The organism is Bartonella sp. CL434QHHD, assembly GCF_042195145.1.
In the GTDB taxonomy this organism is placed as follows: Bacteria; Pseudomonadota; Alphaproteobacteria; order Rhizobiales; family Rhizobiaceae; genus Bartonella.
This window is the reverse complement of sequence record NZ_JBHINT010000025.1, coordinates 1-14,975: the sequence shown is the minus strand read 5'-3', so window position 1 is coordinate 14,975 and position 14,975 is coordinate 1. Positions and strand designations below refer to the sequence as shown.

Below are 14,975 nucleotides of genomic sequence, written 5' to 3'. Positions count from 1 at the left end.
TATTGGGGGAGTGAGACCCGATAAACTGCGAATGGATTTTTATTCATTGAGTGGTTTGTTATGGTTTCAATAGATGCCTCTTTTCTTCATCGCCTTGCGCCTAAATTGGCGCATCATGCGCGCCAAGATTTTATTATTGTTGAAATGGCACGTGTGTTGCCTGAAGCTTTGTCTTATGGTGCGATCACGACACCATTGCGTGTTGCGCATTTTTTAAGCCAATGTGCCCATGAGAGTGATGGCTTTTTTACCGTTTGTGAATATGCCTCAGGGCGCGCTTATGAGGGGCGGCGTGATTTAGGCAATGTCAACCCTGGGGATGGGGTGCACTTTAAGGGGCGTGGTTTGATCCAGTTGACGGGGCGAAATAATTATCGTCGTTTTACGAAGTTTTGGCGCTTAGTCGATGAACAAGCGGTTGATTGTGAAGCATTTCCGCAAGAGCTGGAAAAGTTTCCAGCAGCGCTTTGGTCTGCTGTTTGGTTTTGGCAAATGAAAGGCTTGAATAGGCTGGCTGATCGAGATGATTATCTAGGGATTACCAAGGCGATCAATGGGGGCAAGAATGGACTTGTGCAACGTTTGATTTATTTGAACCGCGCCAAAAAGCTTTTGGGACTTGGAGGCGAGGTAAAGGCATGAAACCTTCTTATCGTGGTTCTAGGCTCTATTTATGGTGGTCCTTTTGGTTTGCTTGGGGGGTTATTTTTTTGCTCGTTTCTGGTGGTTTGTGGGGGGCTCCGCATATTGTTGATATGGCGAGCATTTCTATTCCTTCGATGGTGGCGATTATTGTTGGCAATCTGGGGGTGCATCGTGGCTTTGGCTCGTTGGATTTTTCCAATAGGAAGCATTCCCATAAGCGGCATAGCCGCTCCTATGATGGGGTGGAGATAACGAGGTGGGGAGATAAAAGCAATGTTTAGCCCTGTTTCAAAACTGTCTTTTGGTCTGCTTTTTTTGGTCAGTGTGATGTTGGCGACTTTTGGCTTTATGAAAGCGCAAATTTTAAAGGCGGAAAAGGCGCGTGATTTGTATTGGCAGTTGGAGATTGCCAAGGCTTCAGCACGTGCACTGCTTGTACAAGAGCGACAAAGACAAGCAGCGTTGGAAGCTGAGCATCAAGCGCAAGGGGTGATTTCGGCTTTGGAACAAAAGCTTGTGAAAATGGAGGAAGTCAATGAGAAGTTGCCGGTTACTGGCGGTGGCATTGGGCTTGAGCGTGTGCGCTTGCTCAACACACAAGCCGATGGGTAGCCTTTCTTATCATTTTTTATCGGTTGAGTTGCCGCCTGTTGTTCGCATGGCGTGTGCCCGTCCAGCTTTATTGCCAGAGCGTGCTTTGAATGCGCGCGAAGTGGTGCACTATTGGGGGCGTGATCGTGCTGCTTTATTGATTTGTGAACAGCGTAGAAAAGCTGCGGAGAGGGCGATTTTAGGCAAAAGAGAGGGGACTTTTAAGTGAATTTGGATATCAGTGTTGCCAATGGCTGGTTGTCTTTATTGTTATCGGTTATTGCGATTTGTGGGGTTTTGAGAGCCTATTTTTCTTCAGGTGCGCGGGAAATGCTGAAAGATATCACGGCGCTTAAAGAGCGTGTGCAAAAGTTAGAAACAGAGATGGACTTTTTGCCTGATCGTGATGCGCTGCAAAGATTGGAAGTGAATATGGAGAAATTGAATGGTCGTCTCAACACGCTTTCTGCACAATTACAACCGGTGGCAGCCATTGGTGAGCGCTTGCAAGAGTTTTTGTTGGAGAATGCCAAGAAATGAAAGCAGATATGGATAAAATCATCCGTGAAGAAGCGCGGTTGATTATTTTAAAAGGGCTTGCTTGTGAGCGCAGCGAAACTTTATCGAGTGCGATGATTGAGCGGCTTTTATACAGTTATGGCATCAGACGCGATCGCGATTTTGTGCATAATGAACTGGCATGGATGGAAGATCAAGGTGCTGTTACTTTAAAATGTGTGGGTTCAGTTTTTCTTGCGGCGTTAACAGAACGGGGAGCGCGTCATTTAGACCGGAGCTTTTCCATTGAGGGGATTAAGCGGCCTAAACGTTCATCAATAAAAGACGAGGTGAAGGATGCGCAAGGTCGGGCGTGGACGTTTAACGGCGATTGATTTATTGCCGCAAGCTTGTGATCAAATTATTGCTGCTGCTGCTGAGGCTTTAAATGGGCGTGAGAAGACACAAATGGCTATTTATGGTGAGTTTAAAGCGGCTTTGAAGGCTTTACGAAAGGAAACGGGTCTCAGCTTTTCTATTCCCTCTTTTTCCAGTTTTAATCGTTATTCTTTGCGGCTAGCCGTGATGTCACGGCGCCTAGAACAGACAAGAGAAATTGCCGCAAGCCTCTCCAAGCGCTTTGATGCTAAAGCTTCTGATAATATCACTCTTTTGACGGCAGCAGCGATTAAGGAGTTGATTTTTTCAACGTTGAGCAGTGGGAAAAACCTTTCGCCAAAGGCAGCACAAGAATTGGCCAATGCGCTTAAAGGCGTGTTGGCGGCTGAACATTTGTCGACCACCAGACGGCAAAGATTAGAGAAGGATTTTACCAGCAAAGCAAGCAAAGCGGTTGACGCAGCAGCAGCAGCGGCGGGGCTCTCAGAAGAAACAGCGCGAGCTATTCGTGCGCAGGTGTTGGGGGTAAAACATGGCTGAACAGCCCTTTTCAAAAAGTCATGTCTTTGATCATCAAAGTGGTTTTGATATTTGGCGGAAAAGTACTTTTCCCAAAGAGAGTGATCCCTTAGCGGAAGGCGTTTTGATGGCGCATCAACGGGCATGGATTGAAGATAAGTCCCCATTAAAACTGGTGGAAAAGGGGCGGCGGACCGGCATTACTTTTGCAGAAGCTTTGGATGATACACTGATTGCAGCGGCGGCACGTGAAGCGAGGGGCGATAATGTTTTTTATATTGGTGACACCAAAGACAAGGGGCGGGAATTTATTGGCTATGTGAGCAATTTTGCTTCGGCAATTACGAGCCATAGTGGGGATGTTGAGGAATTTTTATTCTCTGATCAAAGGGCGGATGGTTCAACGAAATATATCTCTGCTTATCGGGTGCGTTTTGCTTCGGGGTTTCGGGTTGAGGCGCTTTCTAGCCGCCCTGAAAATATTCGCGGACTACAGGGCATTGTGGTGATTGACGAGGCGGCGTTTCATCAAGATGTGCGCTCTGTTTTGGATGCTGTCAATGCTTTGCTCATTTGGGGAGGAAAAATCCGTGTGATCTCCACCCATAATGGTGTGCTCAATCCTTTCAATGAACTGATCCGTGAGGCGCGAGCAGGTAAGGTTCCTTTTTCGGTGCATTGTTACCCCTTTGGTGTTGCTGTTAAAAATGGCTTGTTTAAACGTGTTTGTGCCATGAAGGGGGAGGTGTGGAGTCGAATTTCTGAGCAACAATGGGAAGATCAAATTCGCGCGTCTTATGGGGTGCGTTTGGCTGCTATGCGCCAAGAATTAGATGCCATACCAGCCGATCAAGAAGGGGCTGCTTTAACACGCTTACAGATTGAAAATTGTTGTGCGCCAGATATTGCGGTGTTGCGTTTTGCTTGTGTGGATAATTTTAAAAATCAATCGGATTATCAACGAAGTCAAACTGCTTTTGCTTGGTGTGAGAAACATATAAAACCTCTTCATATTGGGCTTGACCGGCGGCGCCAACATGTTTTTGGTGTTGATTTTGCGCGGAGTGGCGATGCGACATCGATTGTGGTGATGGAGGTGGGACAAGATTTGGTGCGCCGTGTCCGGTTTATGGTGGAATTGCGCAATACGCCGTTTGATCAACAAAGAGAGATTTTATTTTATGGGGTGAATGGTTTGCCGCGTTTGATGGGCGGCGCGTTAGATGCGCGGGGCAATGGGGCTTATTTAGCTGAAAAAGCGGCGCAACGTTATGGAGCTCTTGTGAAGGAAGTGCCCTTGTCACAAAGTTGGTATGGCAAGGAAATGCCGGCTTATTTAGAAGCTTTTGGGGATGGGTCCATTGTTTTGCCGCGCGATAGTGACATTGTTGCCGATCATCAAGCGCTTGCTTATGTCAATGGCATTGTGAAAATTCCAGACAATCATCGTTTTAAAGGCAGTGACGGTTTTATGCGCCATGGTGATAGCGCGATTGCTTGCGCTTTGGCTTATTTTGCCAGCCGCCAAACTCCTGAAATTTATGATTATACACCTGTGAGAGAGGCTTATCGTTTTGATGAAAGCTCGCTCTTTTCAACGCCTTTTTTTTCAACAATGCGATCAAAGATTTATTGATGGGATGATGAGATGGTAAAACTTTTAGATCAGTGGGGTAGGGCGCTTAATATCAAAGGGTTGGAGCGAGAAGTTGCAAGCCCTACCGTTGGCGGTGTTCGTGATGTATGGTCACAAACCATTGTCAGTGGTCTGACCCCTGCGCAACTTGCTGATATTTTGCAACAGGCAGCAGAGGGGCATCCAGAGCAGTTTTTTCAACTTGCCGATGATATGGAAGAGCGTGATTTGCATTATCGTGCTGTGCTTGGCATGCGTAAAAATGCTCTCACAGGGGTGGAGCCTGGAGTGATTGCCGCAAGCAACAGTGCACAGGACAAAAAGATAGCAGATGCGGTGCGGGAAGTGATTAGTGCGCCTACCTTTGTTGATGATTATGTGACGGATTTGTTAGATGCTTTGGGAAAAGGCTATGCGGTTGTTGAAACTTTGTGGGACAAGAGTGCCAAGGAATGGTGGCCGGTTGCTTGGAAATGGCGTGACCAGCGGTTTTTTCAATTGGATCGACGGGATGGTTTTCATTTGCGTTTAAAAGAAGAGGGCTCTTTGCATGGAAGTGAATTGCCTGCTTATAAATTTTCTATTCACAGACCCAAGTTGAAAAGCGGTTTGCCTATTCGTTCTGGGCTTGCGCGGCTTGCAGCTTGGGCTTTTTTGTTTAAATCTTATACCTTAAAAGATTGGATGGCATTTTTAGAAGTTTATGGCATGCCTTTGCGTGTGGGTAAATATGGGGCAAGCTCTTCTCATGAGGAACGACGGGTTCTTATTCAAGCGGTGCGTGATTTATCCAGTGATGCGGCAGCGATTATTCCCAAAGAAATGGAGATTGAATTTATTGAAGCGGCAGGGGGCAGTGGCAATGCGGTGTTTGCTTCTAAGGCGGAATATTTAGATCGACAAATTTCTAAAGGTGTGTTGGGGCAAACCATGACGACGGATGATGGTTCGTCCTTTTCGCAAGCGCGCATTCATGAAAATGTGCGCCATGATATTGCCAGAGCTGATGCACGTCAATTAGCTTTAACGGCTAATCGTGATTTAATTGTGCCCTTTGTTGAGATTAATTTTGGGCGCCAAGAGCGCGCTCCCCTTGTCTATTGGCCGATTTCGGAAAATGAAGACATTAAAGCGATTAGTGATGCTTTGGAAAAACTTGTGCCTTTAGGTTTGCGTGTTGGGGCGCAAGAAGTGCGCAATAAGATTGGTTTTTCGCAACCAAAAAAGGAAGAGGATGTTTTAAAGGCTCCTGATAATGCGCTTGATGATGAGAGGGGAGAAAAGGCTCATGTTTGTGCTGATTGTGGAGGTGTTTTTGATGTTTCTGTGACAAGAGAGAGCAAGGGTGCAAAAGAGAAGGGTGGGAAACATCACGACGAATTGGACCGGCTTTCACAAGAAGCTTTAAGCGACTGGGAAGAGGACTTAGAACCCCTTTTAGAGCCTTTTAAAAAGCTTGTGAGAGAAGCAACAAGTTATGAGGATATCCTAAAAGGCTTAGATGAATTGCTAGGTGAGATGGATCATCACGCATTAGCAGCGCGCTTGGCAAAAGTACAAATGATTGCACGTGGGCTTGGGTATCATGGATGAGGAACTTTTTAAAACCGCCCCTAAAGAGGTCACCCGTTATTTTGAAGCCAAGGCACTTGTTCCAAGCTTTGATTGGCGTGATATAGCACCAGAAGAACATGCCTTTTCCTTTACGGTGGCAAAATCGCTAGGCTATGATATTTTGGAGGATTTTAAGCGAGCGGTTGGAGAAGCCATAAAGCATCAAGTTCCTTTTCAAGATTTTCAAAAAAATTTGATGCCGATTTTACAGGAAAAGGGTTGGTGGGGTAAAAAGACCAGCATTGACCCCAAAACTGGTGAAAATAGCGTGGTACAATTGGGCAGCCCACGGCGTTTAGAAACGGTCTATTGGGCCAATACCATGAGTGCGCATGCGGCAGGTGAGTGGGAGCGCACACAAAATAATAAAGAATTTTTGCCCTATCTCACCTATGCTTTGTCAAGTTCAGAACATAAGCGTTTAGAACATGAAAGTTGGGTGGGGTTTACCGCACCTGTTGATGATCCGGTTTGGGATTGGCTTTATCCGCCCAATGGTTGGCGGTGTAAATGCAGTGTGCGACAGGTAAGCCGTTATGAAGCAGAAGATTTAGGCTATGAAGAGGGGGCAGAGCCACTTCATGTTGAAAAGCAGGTTTGGCACAATAAGCGAACGGGGAAAGTTGAGAAGATACCAAAGGGGATTGATCCTGGTTGGCATTCTAATCCTGGGAAACATCGGGCGCAAAATTTAAGCCGTTTTTTGAGTGATAAAGTCTCTGTGATGGGGGACAATGACAAACGCATTGCCATTGAAGATATTGTGGGTTCACCACTTTTGGAAGCCATGTTTGAAGGACGGATGCCTCGCGGGTTTATACCCATTGCACCGATACCACAAAAGGTGGGTGATGTTTTTGCAGCGGAAAATTCTCTTATTCGCTTATCCGCAGACAGTGTGAAACATATTTTGTTAGAGCATCAAGCGCGTGATCTTCGCTTGGATGATTTTCGAGGCGCCATTCAAACACTCATTCGCCCCCATGGAATTATCAGGCGAAAAGGTGTACCGAGCGTTGTGTTTTTGGGTGAAAATGATGGGGTATGGTGGCGCTTAGCGGTTAAATTTGTGGCAAGCAAACAAGAATGGTGGTTGACCTCCATGCATAAAAAAAGCTCTAGAGAAATTGGACGCTTATTGGATGCGGCTGAAAAAAAGGGCGAGAGGTTGTTGTAAAGAGAACAACAGGAAGAAAGTCTTGTGTTCTTAACGGAAAAGAGGCGAGGAAAAAGAGAAGGCGTGGAGGGCGGTCAACTCCTCGCAGATCCGGTAAAACCGTCCTGGTATAACTGGCTCACGCCTCGTGGATAGAAGTAACAGTTTAAAAGTTTAAAAGCAATCTTTAAAAAAACGACTTGAGAAAAACCATGTTGGCTTTTGTGAAGAGAGCCGATGCGTGAGAAAAAGAGAAGGCGTGGAGGGCGGTCAACTCCTCGCAGATCCGGTAAAACCGTCCTGGCAAAACTGGCTCACGCCTTACCTCCAATGATATAATGTTTTTAAGCCAAAAAGCAATTTTTAAAAAAAACGGCTTGAGAGAGGCTTTTTTTGTATAAGGCGATAAATTGTACCTCTCACTTCACAACGGCGCTCTATCGTCTTTGAAGTGCCTTTGAAAACGATTTTATGGGATGGTTTGGCACGGGGGTTTCTCTCACAAGGAGAAGAATAGGGAAAAGAGTGCTTTTTTGAGAAATGCTCTTTTGACTGACAGTGTCAGACTTATGGTGGGAGTAAGTTTCATGCATTGTATTGCCAATGACAATTGTAAAGCAATAGGCAATGTATGGAACAGGAATTTCACGAAGATCAAAAAGATGGGGATGCAGAAACATTTCATGCTGCGTTAATAGATCTCTGTCCAGACGTTTTATGCCAAGACATTTCATGTGAAGACGCCACCGTTAGCCAAGCGCCTGAATGGGTAGAGCTTTTGCCCAAAGCGCCCCATGTGAAGGCACGTGATGGACGACAATGGCATTATAACCCGCAAACTATTTTAAAAGCCTTTGCAGCCAATAAAGGACCGCTTGTGATTGATTATGAGCATGGGCAACATCACCGTGCGAGAAATGGTTTAGAAGCACCTGCCAGTGGCTGGATTGAAGAATTAGCAGAGCGGGATGGTGCGATTTGGGGGCGTGTTAAATGGACCGATATGGCTACCAAAAAGATTGTTGCCCGAGAATATCGCTATCTTTCGCCTGAGTTTCGCCATTCCAAGAAAGGTGAAATTTTAAATTTAGCAGGTGCTGGTTTGGTGAACCGTCCAGCCCTTGTCATGACGGCTTTAAGCCGTGAACAGCCTTCCCCTATAACTTTGACGGAGAAAATGATGGATTTGACAGCCATTGCCAGTGCACTATCGCTGGCAGAAGATGCTAAAGCGGATGAGGTTTTAGCAACGCTTAAAGCGCGCGAAAAGGAACGCGTGGAATTAAATGCCCAATTAACAAAAGCGCGAGAAGATTTAGCGCTTTTGCAAGAAGAGCAAAAAAACAGTGCCATTGAGAGTCTTTTAGATAAGACCATTGAAGAGGGCAAGATTTTGCCGGCTGCTCGCGAGGAATATCGTGCGCTCTGTAGCCTTGAAGGGGGGATGGAGCATTTTAAAAGTTTGGTCGAGAAGTTGCCGGCGCTTGCCTCAACAAGCCCTTTAGAAGTGTGTGCCTTAGCGCAAGAACCAAAGCTTGCTCCAGAAGAGGTTGCCCTTGCGGCACGCCATTATCAGGAAGAGCAGAAGCAAAAAGGCTTCGACATCACCATTAGCCAAGCGGTTGAGTATATTAGCGAGCAAAAGGAGCGCCCATTATGAGTACGATGATTTTGATTAAATCTTTTCGCGCTGGAGATGTGATTTCACCTTATTGCATTGTTGCAGCGCGCGGTGACGGAATGGTGGCAACGGCTTCTGGTAAGGGTGATAAATTATTAGGGACTGCTGGGTCATTGAGTGCAAAGGCTGGTGAGATGATTGATGTTGGCCAATGTGGTTGGGGCGAAGTGGTTTGTGGAGGCAATGTTTCCTTTGGTGATTTTTTGACCTCTGACCCCAAAGGACACGCCATTAAAGCGGAAGCCGCAGATCGCACCATTGGTATTGCCATGAGTGATGGTTCTGCTGGTGATGTTATTTCTTTTAAAATTAATTAATCGAGGCATAAAATGAACAGACCTTTTCCCATTGATCCAACACTCACCGCTATTGCTATTGGTTATCGCAATCCAGCAGGTTCTCTTATTGGCGATAGAGTTTTGCCACGCGTTTGTGTTTTAAGTGAGGTGTTTAAATATAGTGAATTTCCTTTAGCAGAAAATTTTACCGTGCCTGAACTTGAGGTTGGGCGAAAAGGGCGCCCGAATGTGGTGGAATTTTCTGCCTTTGAACGGGAAGCCAGTGTCAAAGATTACGGACTTGATGATCTCATCCCCAATTCAGATATTGAAGCAGCGGCACGGGCACGGGCAGAAAAGCGCTCTCGTTATAACCCCGAAAAGACAGCTGTAGAGGGACTTGCCAATTTGCTAGAATTGGGGCGTGAAGTGCGTGTGGCAGCTCTTGTGCAAAGAAGTGAAAATTACGCACCAGAGCGGGTGATTACGCTTAAGGGTGAAAATAAATTTAGCGATTATGAGAAATCTGACCCTTATGCCACTTTAGATGAGGCGATGGATAAAAGTCTCGTCTATACGCCCAACACCATTGTGATGGGCAAAGTTGTTTGGTCAAAACTCAAACGTCATCCCAAAATCATTAAAGCCGTTAAAGGGGGTGGCACTGCTGATGGTTTTGTCACCAAGGCGCAATTTGCTGATCTGATGGAAATACACCCCGATCGTTTACTCATTGGTGAATCGCAAGTGAATTTGGCACGTAAAGGGCGTTCGGCACAATTGGCACGCGTGTGGGGCAATAAGATTGCACTGCTTTATATTGACCCTACCAAACAACAGGCAGATGGTTCGGTGATCAGTTGGGGCTTTAGCGCCCAGTTGGGCGAGCGTTTGTCTGGAGTGATCCAAGATCCAGATATCGGCTTGTCGGGTGGTAAACGGGTGCGTGTGGGGGAACGTGTGTGTGAATTGGTTGCCGCAAAAGATGCCGGTGTTTTGTTGCAAGAAGTTGTCTAAGGGAAACTTTTAAACATGGCTTATGCAAGCAAAACATTGATTGAAGAGCTCTGGGGTGATGACTTCTTGGATGATTTGTGTGGGATGGATGAGAGTTCTGAACCAGTTTTTTCAGAGCAAGCCATTGCCCGCGCGCTCGAACAGGCAAGTGGTGAGATTGATGTGCATTTGTCTCATCGCTACTGCGTCCCCATTGCTGGACAGCCGGCGGCTCTGGGTATGATCTGTGTCAATATTGCTGTTTATAATTTAGCCATACGCCATACGGCGCTGACCACGACCATTGAAGATCGTTACAAACAGGCGGTTGATTTGCTGAAACGTATTGCCGAAGGCAAAGCGGGGTTAGGCATAGATGAACCTAAAATTATGAGCGAAGATGGACCGGTTCGTGATGGGGCTTTTTTTCATGCCAAGCCGCGTTTGATGGGAAGGTAACATGTCTGTTGCAACCCATATTGAGATTAAAGAGACAGGGCTTGAAGCGGCTTTATCCTTTTTGCAAAAGGGCGCTGATAGCTCGATGGGGACTTTGGCACAAGGGGTTGGGCGTCTCATCCAAGAAAGCACAAGGCGGCGGATTCAAAGCGAAAAAAATTCTGCCCAAGGAGAGAAGTGGAAAAACAATTATGCCCGCACCTCCATTCTTTATGCCAGTGGGGCGCTTTCACGCTCCATTGATATGAAAGCTTCACCAGAACAGGTGATTGTGGGCTCTGGGTTGGTTTATGCGCGGATTCATCAATTAGGTGGGGTTATTCGCCCGAAAAATGGCAAGACACTGCGCTTTTTTCTTAAAAGCGGTAATGCACACCGCTTTGTTTGTGTGCATCAAGTGACTATGCCGGCACGCCCTTATTTGGGGCTTTCAGAGCACAATAAAGTGGAAATTGTCAAAGCGACAGAAGACTGGCTGGAAAGGGTCTTTTCATGAACCAAACGATCACACAAGCAGGGCGCATTAATCAGTTTCGTGAAGCGGTGATAAGGAGCCTTAAAGGCGCTTTGCCGGATGTGCGTGATTGCGGCTGTCAATTTGGACGTTTTAATTTAGAAGAACTTGAAACACAGATGCTGGTGGCTCCAGCAATACGGGTTGCGGTGTTAGAAAGCCGTTTGAATCCTGTAGCAAGTGGACAGATGAGTGCTGATCTTCATTTAGGGGCTTTTATTATTACCACTGGTAAAGAGCGTGATGTTTCCAGTTGGCTTTTAGCAGAAGCCATTGCGGTTTTATGCCATAGCGGGCAATTGTGGGGGCTAACGCATTTGAGTGCCCCGCGTGATGTCCAGATTGAACCGATTATTTCCGCGGCGATTAAGCAGCGTGGTGTATCGATAAGCGTGGTGGAATGGCACCAAGATTTGCATCAGTTGGGACATGATATTTTTTGTGATGAAGGACAACTCAAAAGTGGTTTGATTTCATGTGATGATGAGGTGTTGCCATGAATGATGCGCATTTGTTGAGTGACACCTTTCGACAAATCATGAAGCGTCTTGATGCGCTTGAACGCTGTCTTGCCAACCAGCACATGATCGGGCGGGTTGTGCAAGTTGATGGCCATAGGGTGCGGGTGAAACTTTCCGAACAGGGTTCTAATGGACAAGCAGTTTTATCGCCTTGGCTACAAGCGCAAGAAGCTTCTGGCGCTCTCTCAAGCAATATGCCCCTCCATGTTGGTGATCCGGTGCGGTTATTAAATCCCCATGGCGAAATTGGTTCTGCCTCTCTGGTGGTGCGCGATAGTTATAGTGAGGATGCACCTAATCCCGCACGCTCTTTCCAAGAGTTGGCGCTCTGTTATGCCGGTGGCGCTTTGCGAATGACAAAAGATGAACTTATTCTCTCCCATGGGGAAAACCAAATCCATTTGAGTGAAAAAGGTTTGGTGCTTTCTCATCAAGCAACCCGTGTTGAATTAACGGGTAGTGTGCGGATTCAAGCAGAAGATTTACAGCATAATCAAAAATCTGTTGGCGCAAGCCACAAACACGGTGGGGTCAAAATGGGTCCCTCCACAACCTCTTCCCCTCTTTAAAGGAGTTTTATCATGCGTGAGAACATTTATGTTATTTTAACCAATGCCGATTTTGTTGCAGGCAAGCGTTCACTGGGCAAAGGTGAAGAAATTTGTTTAAGTGAGGAGGCGGCTAAATATCCGTTGCTGCTTGGTCAGATCGCTGAAAAACCAGCCCCTGTTGTTGCGGCGGCCCCAACGGTTTCTACCACAAAGACAAGCAAAGGGGCTTAAAGCATGCGGTGCGGGATGAGCGAAAAGGATGGCTCTCTCTTGTATGGCTTTGCGCATTGTCAACAGTCACTTCGTAAATGTCTGACGACAAGAATTGGGACACGGGTTTTGCGTCGTCATTATGGATGTGATGTTGGAGCATTCCAAGATGCCAATGCTGACCCTGCGACGATGATGCAGCTTTATCAAGCAATTGTTGAAGCACTCGATGATCCAGAGTGTGGAGAGCCTGGGTTTTCGTTGCAGAGGATTGATCTGACAAAAGCAACGCGTGAAGGCACATTCCATTTTGTTTTAACAGGTGTTTTTTATCCCAATGGGCATTTGGGGGATTGGTCACACAAAGAGCCAATGAGCATCAATTTAGAGGTTGGTGATGACTGAGTTTGAACCTTTATCCTTTTCACAGATTCCTTTGCCACAAATTATTGAAGAGCTTTCTGTTGAAACAATTTTAGAGCAAAAGATCACGCGTTTGACTGAGCTTTTTGCGGCGCATCATATTCCTTATAATGTGGAAAAGACGGCTTATGATCCGGTTGTCATTCAATTGCAAGCGGCGGCTTATGAAGAGTTGCTATTGCGCCAGCGAATTAATGAAGTGGCGCGGGATAATTTACTCACATTTGCCCATGGAACAAGTTTAGATCATTTGGGGGATTTTCATGGGGTCACGCGCCTTTTGGATGAAGATGATGAGCGTTTGCGCCGCCGCATTCGCTTGAATAGACAAGGACATTCCACAGGTGGCACAGCGCCACGTTACCAATATTTTGCCCTCTCAAGCGATATCCATGTCAAAGATGCTTTTGTTTATCGTGAGGGTAAAAGTCCGCTTATTCATGTTGCGCTTTTTAGTGACGCTCCTTCAGGGGTGGCTGATGAGGCTTTAATTGCAAAGGTGCAAGCAGCCCTTGATGCCCCCCATGTTAAAATGACCAATGACCACATCCTTGTGAAAAGCGCGGTACAGCGGATGATCAATGTTTCTGCTGATTTTTGGTTGTTACCGGATGAAGGCTCCTTTGTTTTGGAAAGAGCGGAGCAGAATTTAAGAGCAGAATGGGCGCGTGCATGGAGGCTTGGGCGTGATTTGTCTTTAAGTTGGATACTAAGCCGCTTGATGGTTGAGGGCGTTCACCATGTGAACATAACGCAACCTTTTGAGGATATTTTGGTCGCACCTGATGAAGCAGTCGCACTAGGGGATATTGTTTTGTTTGAACGGGGGCGTGCTTATTGATGCTTTCCTCACTTTTGCCCCCGAATTCGAGCTTGTTTGAACGTTGTTTTGCAGAAGCAATGGCTCTTGAACTTCACGTTAAAACTGCACTCGAAGAAATACCTCGCGCGAAATTTATCACGCGTCCGCCTTCTTGGTTGCCCTTTTTAATAGACGAATATGGCTTACAAGAATTAAACCCTTATTTCTCTAACCTTTATGATTTAATTGATCAGGGTCTTGCATGGCAAAATATTCGCGGCTCCCTTGCGGCAATAGAGATGGGGCTTGAATGGCTAGGGATTTCGGCACGCTTTCAACCCGCCTGGACGGGGCGAGCATGGTGGAATTCCTTTCAACTTGATTTTGATCAGTTGCCTGAACGCAAAAGCCTTGAAGCCATTGAAGCGATTACCGACCTTTCCAAAAGTTTGCGCTCTGATTTTCGCCGTGGGACCTATGGTTATAATGTGCAAGCCATGGAAGGCAATATGTCACGCCTCGATGATAGCATGTTGGAGTATGAAAGCGGTGTTCGCTTAACAGCTGGGGGCACTTTGTTTTCCTTTGGGCGCACAACAGAGATCAATCATACCCTCACAAAAGAAGAAGGCAGGCTTATTGGCAATTGGATAGATGACTTTGACGAGGAGTTAAGCTGGAACCAAATTGATTACCCTTGGGATTTGGCAAATTTTCCGTGGTGTTCGGTCAAAAAACATGAACGCGATATACTCATGGCAGAGTGGTTTAGCAACCGCACGCTTTATCTCGTGTTAAGAGACAGCCAAAATAGCGTGATTGGGTATCGCAGATGCTATGCTGTAGCGCCTGTCGAACAAGCTTTGGATGGTGTGTACAGCCATTGTGGCGTCAGGTTCCAGCCCTCCTCGATGGGCACGGCGCTTTTTCTGGCAGCACGCACAGACTTTCACGATGTTGATGGGAAACAAGCAGCATTTGTTTCTATTCTCGTTCACGGCATTCCCAAACAAGATGTCCCCCTTGATATCCCCCTGGGCAAGCTTTGGTGTGATGCCAATGAACTGAATGGTGGTGTAGAGATACTCAAAACACCCATCAATATTCCTTTGCGTGCCGATGTTCGCGAACAATTCAAGATTTTATTGAGGTTTTAATATGAAGCATGAAAGTGGTTTACCCTTTGCAATTGACAGATCTCGCGGCAAAGAGGAACAACAAAGCGTTGTCTTTTATGGCACGCGTCCCTTTATTCAAAGTGGTGAATTGAATGAGGTTCAAACCATCATCAGGGGGCGGCATGACCGCTTGGGGCGCCTTGTTGCAAAAGAAGGAGACCGCGTTGAACGGGCTGATGCTTTTGTCAACAAAGAGACAAGGACCGTCACTTTAACGGATGGTAAAATTTATATCGCAGGCGATATTTTCCCCGTTGCACCCGCTGTACTCAACAATGTTGCCATGATTGGGCGCTTGGAAATT

General features: G+C 46.4%; 22 protein-coding genes. All 22 read left to right on the top strand.

What is annotated here, in order from left to right:
- Positions 1-60: 60 nt before the first annotated feature.
- Positions 61-642, top strand: coding sequence for a glycoside hydrolase family 19 protein (locus ACFILN_RS03995; RefSeq protein ID WP_375654599.1), 582 nt, complete (start codon positions 61-63; stop codon positions 640-642).
- On the top strand, positions 639-926 hold the full coding sequence (locus ACFILN_RS03990) for a hypothetical protein (protein WP_375631548.1): 288 nt from the start codon (positions 639-641) through the stop codon (positions 924-926). The genes ACFILN_RS03995 and ACFILN_RS03990 overlap by 4 nt, the downstream gene beginning before the upstream one ends.
- On the top strand, positions 919-1,257 hold the full coding sequence (locus ACFILN_RS03985; protein WP_375670934.1) for a hypothetical protein: 339 nt from the start codon (positions 919-921) through the stop codon (positions 1,255-1,257). Before ACFILN_RS03990 ends, ACFILN_RS03985 begins: the two co-directional genes overlap by 8 nt.
- The gene (locus ACFILN_RS03980; protein WP_375613747.1) at positions 1,250-1,465 is read left to right on the top strand and encodes a hypothetical protein; all 216 of its coding nucleotides are present in this window, start codon (positions 1,250-1,252) and stop codon (positions 1,463-1,465) included. The genes ACFILN_RS03985 and ACFILN_RS03980 overlap by 8 nt, the downstream gene beginning before the upstream one ends.
- Complete coding sequence (locus ACFILN_RS03975) at positions 1,462-1,776, top strand: DUF2730 family protein (protein WP_375607966.1); 315 nt, start codon at positions 1,462-1,464, stop codon at positions 1,774-1,776. Before ACFILN_RS03980 ends, ACFILN_RS03975 begins: the two co-directional genes overlap by 4 nt.
- Positions 1,773-2,129, top strand: a complete 357-nt coding sequence (locus ACFILN_RS03970) for a hypothetical protein (protein ID WP_375612320.1) — start codon at positions 1,773-1,775, stop codon at positions 2,127-2,129. The genes ACFILN_RS03975 and ACFILN_RS03970 overlap by 4 nt, the downstream gene beginning before the upstream one ends.
- Positions 2,092-2,673, top strand: coding sequence for a phage protein Gp27 family protein (locus ACFILN_RS03965; RefSeq protein WP_375631553.1), 582 nt, complete (start codon positions 2,092-2,094; stop codon positions 2,671-2,673). Before ACFILN_RS03970 ends, ACFILN_RS03965 begins: the two co-directional genes overlap by 38 nt.
- On the top strand, positions 2,666-4,288 hold the full coding sequence (locus ACFILN_RS03960; RefSeq protein WP_375670933.1) for a hypothetical protein: 1,623 nt from the start codon (positions 2,666-2,668) through the stop codon (positions 4,286-4,288). Before ACFILN_RS03965 ends, ACFILN_RS03960 begins: the two co-directional genes overlap by 8 nt.
- 12 nt (positions 4,289-4,300) lie before the next feature.
- Positions 4,301-5,881: a DUF935 domain-containing protein gene (locus ACFILN_RS03955; RefSeq protein WP_375670931.1), complete on the top strand. Its 1,581-nt coding sequence runs from the start codon at positions 4,301-4,303 to the stop codon at positions 5,879-5,881.
- The gene (locus ACFILN_RS03950; RefSeq protein ID WP_375670929.1) at positions 5,874-7,079 is read left to right on the top strand and encodes a phage minor head protein; all 1,206 of its coding nucleotides are present in this window, start codon (positions 5,874-5,876) and stop codon (positions 7,077-7,079) included. Before ACFILN_RS03955 ends, ACFILN_RS03950 begins: the two co-directional genes overlap by 8 nt.
- 610 nt (positions 7,080-7,689) lie before the next feature.
- Positions 7,690-8,718, top strand: coding sequence for a phage protease (locus ACFILN_RS03945; RefSeq protein ID WP_375631560.1), 1,029 nt, complete (start codon positions 7,690-7,692; stop codon positions 8,716-8,718).
- A complete protein-coding gene (locus ACFILN_RS03940) occupies positions 8,715-9,056 on the top strand; it encodes a hypothetical protein (RefSeq protein WP_375613753.1) in 342 nt (113 codons plus the stop codon). The genes ACFILN_RS03945 and ACFILN_RS03940 overlap by 4 nt, the downstream gene beginning before the upstream one ends.
- Positions 9,057-9,068: 12 nt before the next feature.
- Positions 9,069-10,034, top strand: coding sequence for a capsid protein (locus ACFILN_RS03935; RefSeq protein ID WP_375613754.1), 966 nt, complete (start codon positions 9,069-9,071; stop codon positions 10,032-10,034).
- 15 nt (positions 10,035-10,049) lie between these two features.
- Positions 10,050-10,472: a gp436 family protein gene (locus ACFILN_RS03930; RefSeq protein ID WP_375662993.1), complete on the top strand. Its 423-nt coding sequence runs from the start codon at positions 10,050-10,052 to the stop codon at positions 10,470-10,472.
- Position 10,473: 1 nt separating this feature from the next.
- Positions 10,474-10,968: a phage virion morphogenesis protein gene (locus tag ACFILN_RS03925; protein ID WP_375631564.1), complete on the top strand. Its 495-nt coding sequence runs from the start codon at positions 10,474-10,476 to the stop codon at positions 10,966-10,968.
- Positions 10,965-11,486 carry a hypothetical protein gene (locus ACFILN_RS03920; protein ID WP_375670928.1) on the top strand — a complete coding sequence of 174 codons (522 nt, stop codon included), beginning with the start codon at positions 10,965-10,967 and terminating at the stop codon, positions 11,484-11,486. The genes ACFILN_RS03925 and ACFILN_RS03920 overlap by 4 nt, the downstream gene beginning before the upstream one ends.
- A complete protein-coding gene (locus ACFILN_RS03915) occupies positions 11,483-12,076 on the top strand; it encodes a baseplate assembly protein (RefSeq protein WP_375662995.1) in 594 nt (197 codons plus the stop codon). Before ACFILN_RS03920 ends, ACFILN_RS03915 begins: the two co-directional genes overlap by 4 nt.
- A 12-nt stretch (positions 12,077-12,088) precedes the next feature.
- Positions 12,089-12,289 (top strand): hypothetical protein, encoded by a 201-nt coding sequence (locus ACFILN_RS03910; RefSeq protein WP_375662996.1) that lies wholly within the window; start codon positions 12,089-12,091, stop codon positions 12,287-12,289.
- Between the two features lie 3 nt (positions 12,290-12,292).
- Positions 12,293-12,673 carry a GPW/gp25 family protein gene (locus tag ACFILN_RS03905; protein WP_375633729.1) on the top strand — a complete coding sequence of 127 codons (381 nt, stop codon included), beginning with the start codon at positions 12,293-12,295 and terminating at the stop codon, positions 12,671-12,673.
- Entirely contained in the window at positions 12,666-13,532 is an 867-nt protein-coding gene (locus ACFILN_RS03900; RefSeq protein ID WP_375662997.1) for a baseplate J/gp47 family protein, read from the top strand. Before ACFILN_RS03905 ends, ACFILN_RS03900 begins: the two co-directional genes overlap by 8 nt.
- Positions 13,532-14,650 (top strand): phage tail protein, encoded by a 1,119-nt coding sequence (locus ACFILN_RS03895; protein ID WP_375670926.1) that lies wholly within the window; start codon positions 13,532-13,534, stop codon positions 14,648-14,650. Before ACFILN_RS03900 ends, ACFILN_RS03895 begins: the two co-directional genes overlap by 1 nt.
- 1 nt (position 14,651) lies before the next feature.
- On the top strand, positions 14,652-14,975 hold a 324-nt coding region (locus ACFILN_RS03890; RefSeq protein WP_375670925.1), incomplete at its 3' end, for a DUF4815 domain-containing protein.

Excerpts from the sequence above, each read along its gene's own strand:
- ACFILN_RS03925 (WP_375631564.1), top strand. The coding sequence starts at position 10,474 with ATGTCTGTTGCAACCCATATTGAGATTAAAGAGACAGGGCTTGAAGCG.
- ACFILN_RS03935 (WP_375613754.1), top strand. The coding sequence starts at position 9,069 with ATGAACAGACCTTTTCCCATTGATCCAACACTCACCGCTATTGCTATT.
- ACFILN_RS03950 (WP_375670929.1), top strand. The coding sequence starts at position 5,874 with ATGGATGAGGAACTTTTTAAAACCGCCCCTAAAGAGGTCACCCGTTAT.
- ACFILN_RS03905 (WP_375633729.1), top strand. The coding sequence starts at position 12,293 with ATGCGGTGCGGGATGAGCGAAAAGGATGGCTCTCTCTTGTATGGCTTT.
- ACFILN_RS03995 (WP_375654599.1), top strand. The coding sequence starts at position 61 with ATGGTTTCAATAGATGCCTCTTTTCTTCATCGCCTTGCGCCTAAATTG.
- ACFILN_RS03915 (WP_375662995.1), top strand. The coding sequence starts at position 11,483 with ATGAATGATGCGCATTTGTTGAGTGACACCTTTCGACAAATCATGAAG.
- ACFILN_RS03985 (WP_375670934.1), top strand. The coding sequence starts at position 919 with ATGTTTAGCCCTGTTTCAAAACTGTCTTTTGGTCTGCTTTTTTTGGTC.
- ACFILN_RS03965 (WP_375631553.1), top strand. The coding sequence starts at position 2,092 with ATGCGCAAGGTCGGGCGTGGACGTTTAACGGCGATTGATTTATTGCCG.
- ACFILN_RS03930 (WP_375662993.1), top strand. The coding sequence starts at position 10,050 with ATGGCTTATGCAAGCAAAACATTGATTGAAGAGCTCTGGGGTGATGAC.
- ACFILN_RS03960 (WP_375670933.1), top strand. The coding sequence starts at position 2,666 with ATGGCTGAACAGCCCTTTTCAAAAAGTCATGTCTTTGATCATCAAAGT.
- ACFILN_RS03920 (WP_375670928.1), top strand. The coding sequence starts at position 10,965 with ATGAACCAAACGATCACACAAGCAGGGCGCATTAATCAGTTTCGTGAA.
- ACFILN_RS03955 (WP_375670931.1), top strand. The coding sequence starts at position 4,301 with ATGGTAAAACTTTTAGATCAGTGGGGTAGGGCGCTTAATATCAAAGGG.
- ACFILN_RS03940 (WP_375613753.1), top strand. The coding sequence starts at position 8,715 with ATGAGTACGATGATTTTGATTAAATCTTTTCGCGCTGGAGATGTGATT.
- ACFILN_RS03980 (WP_375613747.1), top strand. The coding sequence starts at position 1,250 with ATGGGTAGCCTTTCTTATCATTTTTTATCGGTTGAGTTGCCGCCTGTT.
- ACFILN_RS03945 (WP_375631560.1), top strand. The coding sequence starts at position 7,690 with ATGGAACAGGAATTTCACGAAGATCAAAAAGATGGGGATGCAGAAACA.
- ACFILN_RS03910 (WP_375662996.1), top strand. The coding sequence starts at position 12,089 with ATGCGTGAGAACATTTATGTTATTTTAACCAATGCCGATTTTGTTGCA.
- ACFILN_RS03990 (WP_375631548.1), top strand. The coding sequence starts at position 639 with ATGAAACCTTCTTATCGTGGTTCTAGGCTCTATTTATGGTGGTCCTTT.
- ACFILN_RS03970 (WP_375612320.1), top strand. The coding sequence starts at position 1,773 with ATGAAAGCAGATATGGATAAAATCATCCGTGAAGAAGCGCGGTTGATT.
- ACFILN_RS03895 (WP_375670926.1), top strand. The coding sequence starts at position 13,532 with ATGCTTTCCTCACTTTTGCCCCCGAATTCGAGCTTGTTTGAACGTTGT.
- ACFILN_RS03900 (WP_375662997.1), top strand. The coding sequence starts at position 12,666 with ATGACTGAGTTTGAACCTTTATCCTTTTCACAGATTCCTTTGCCACAA.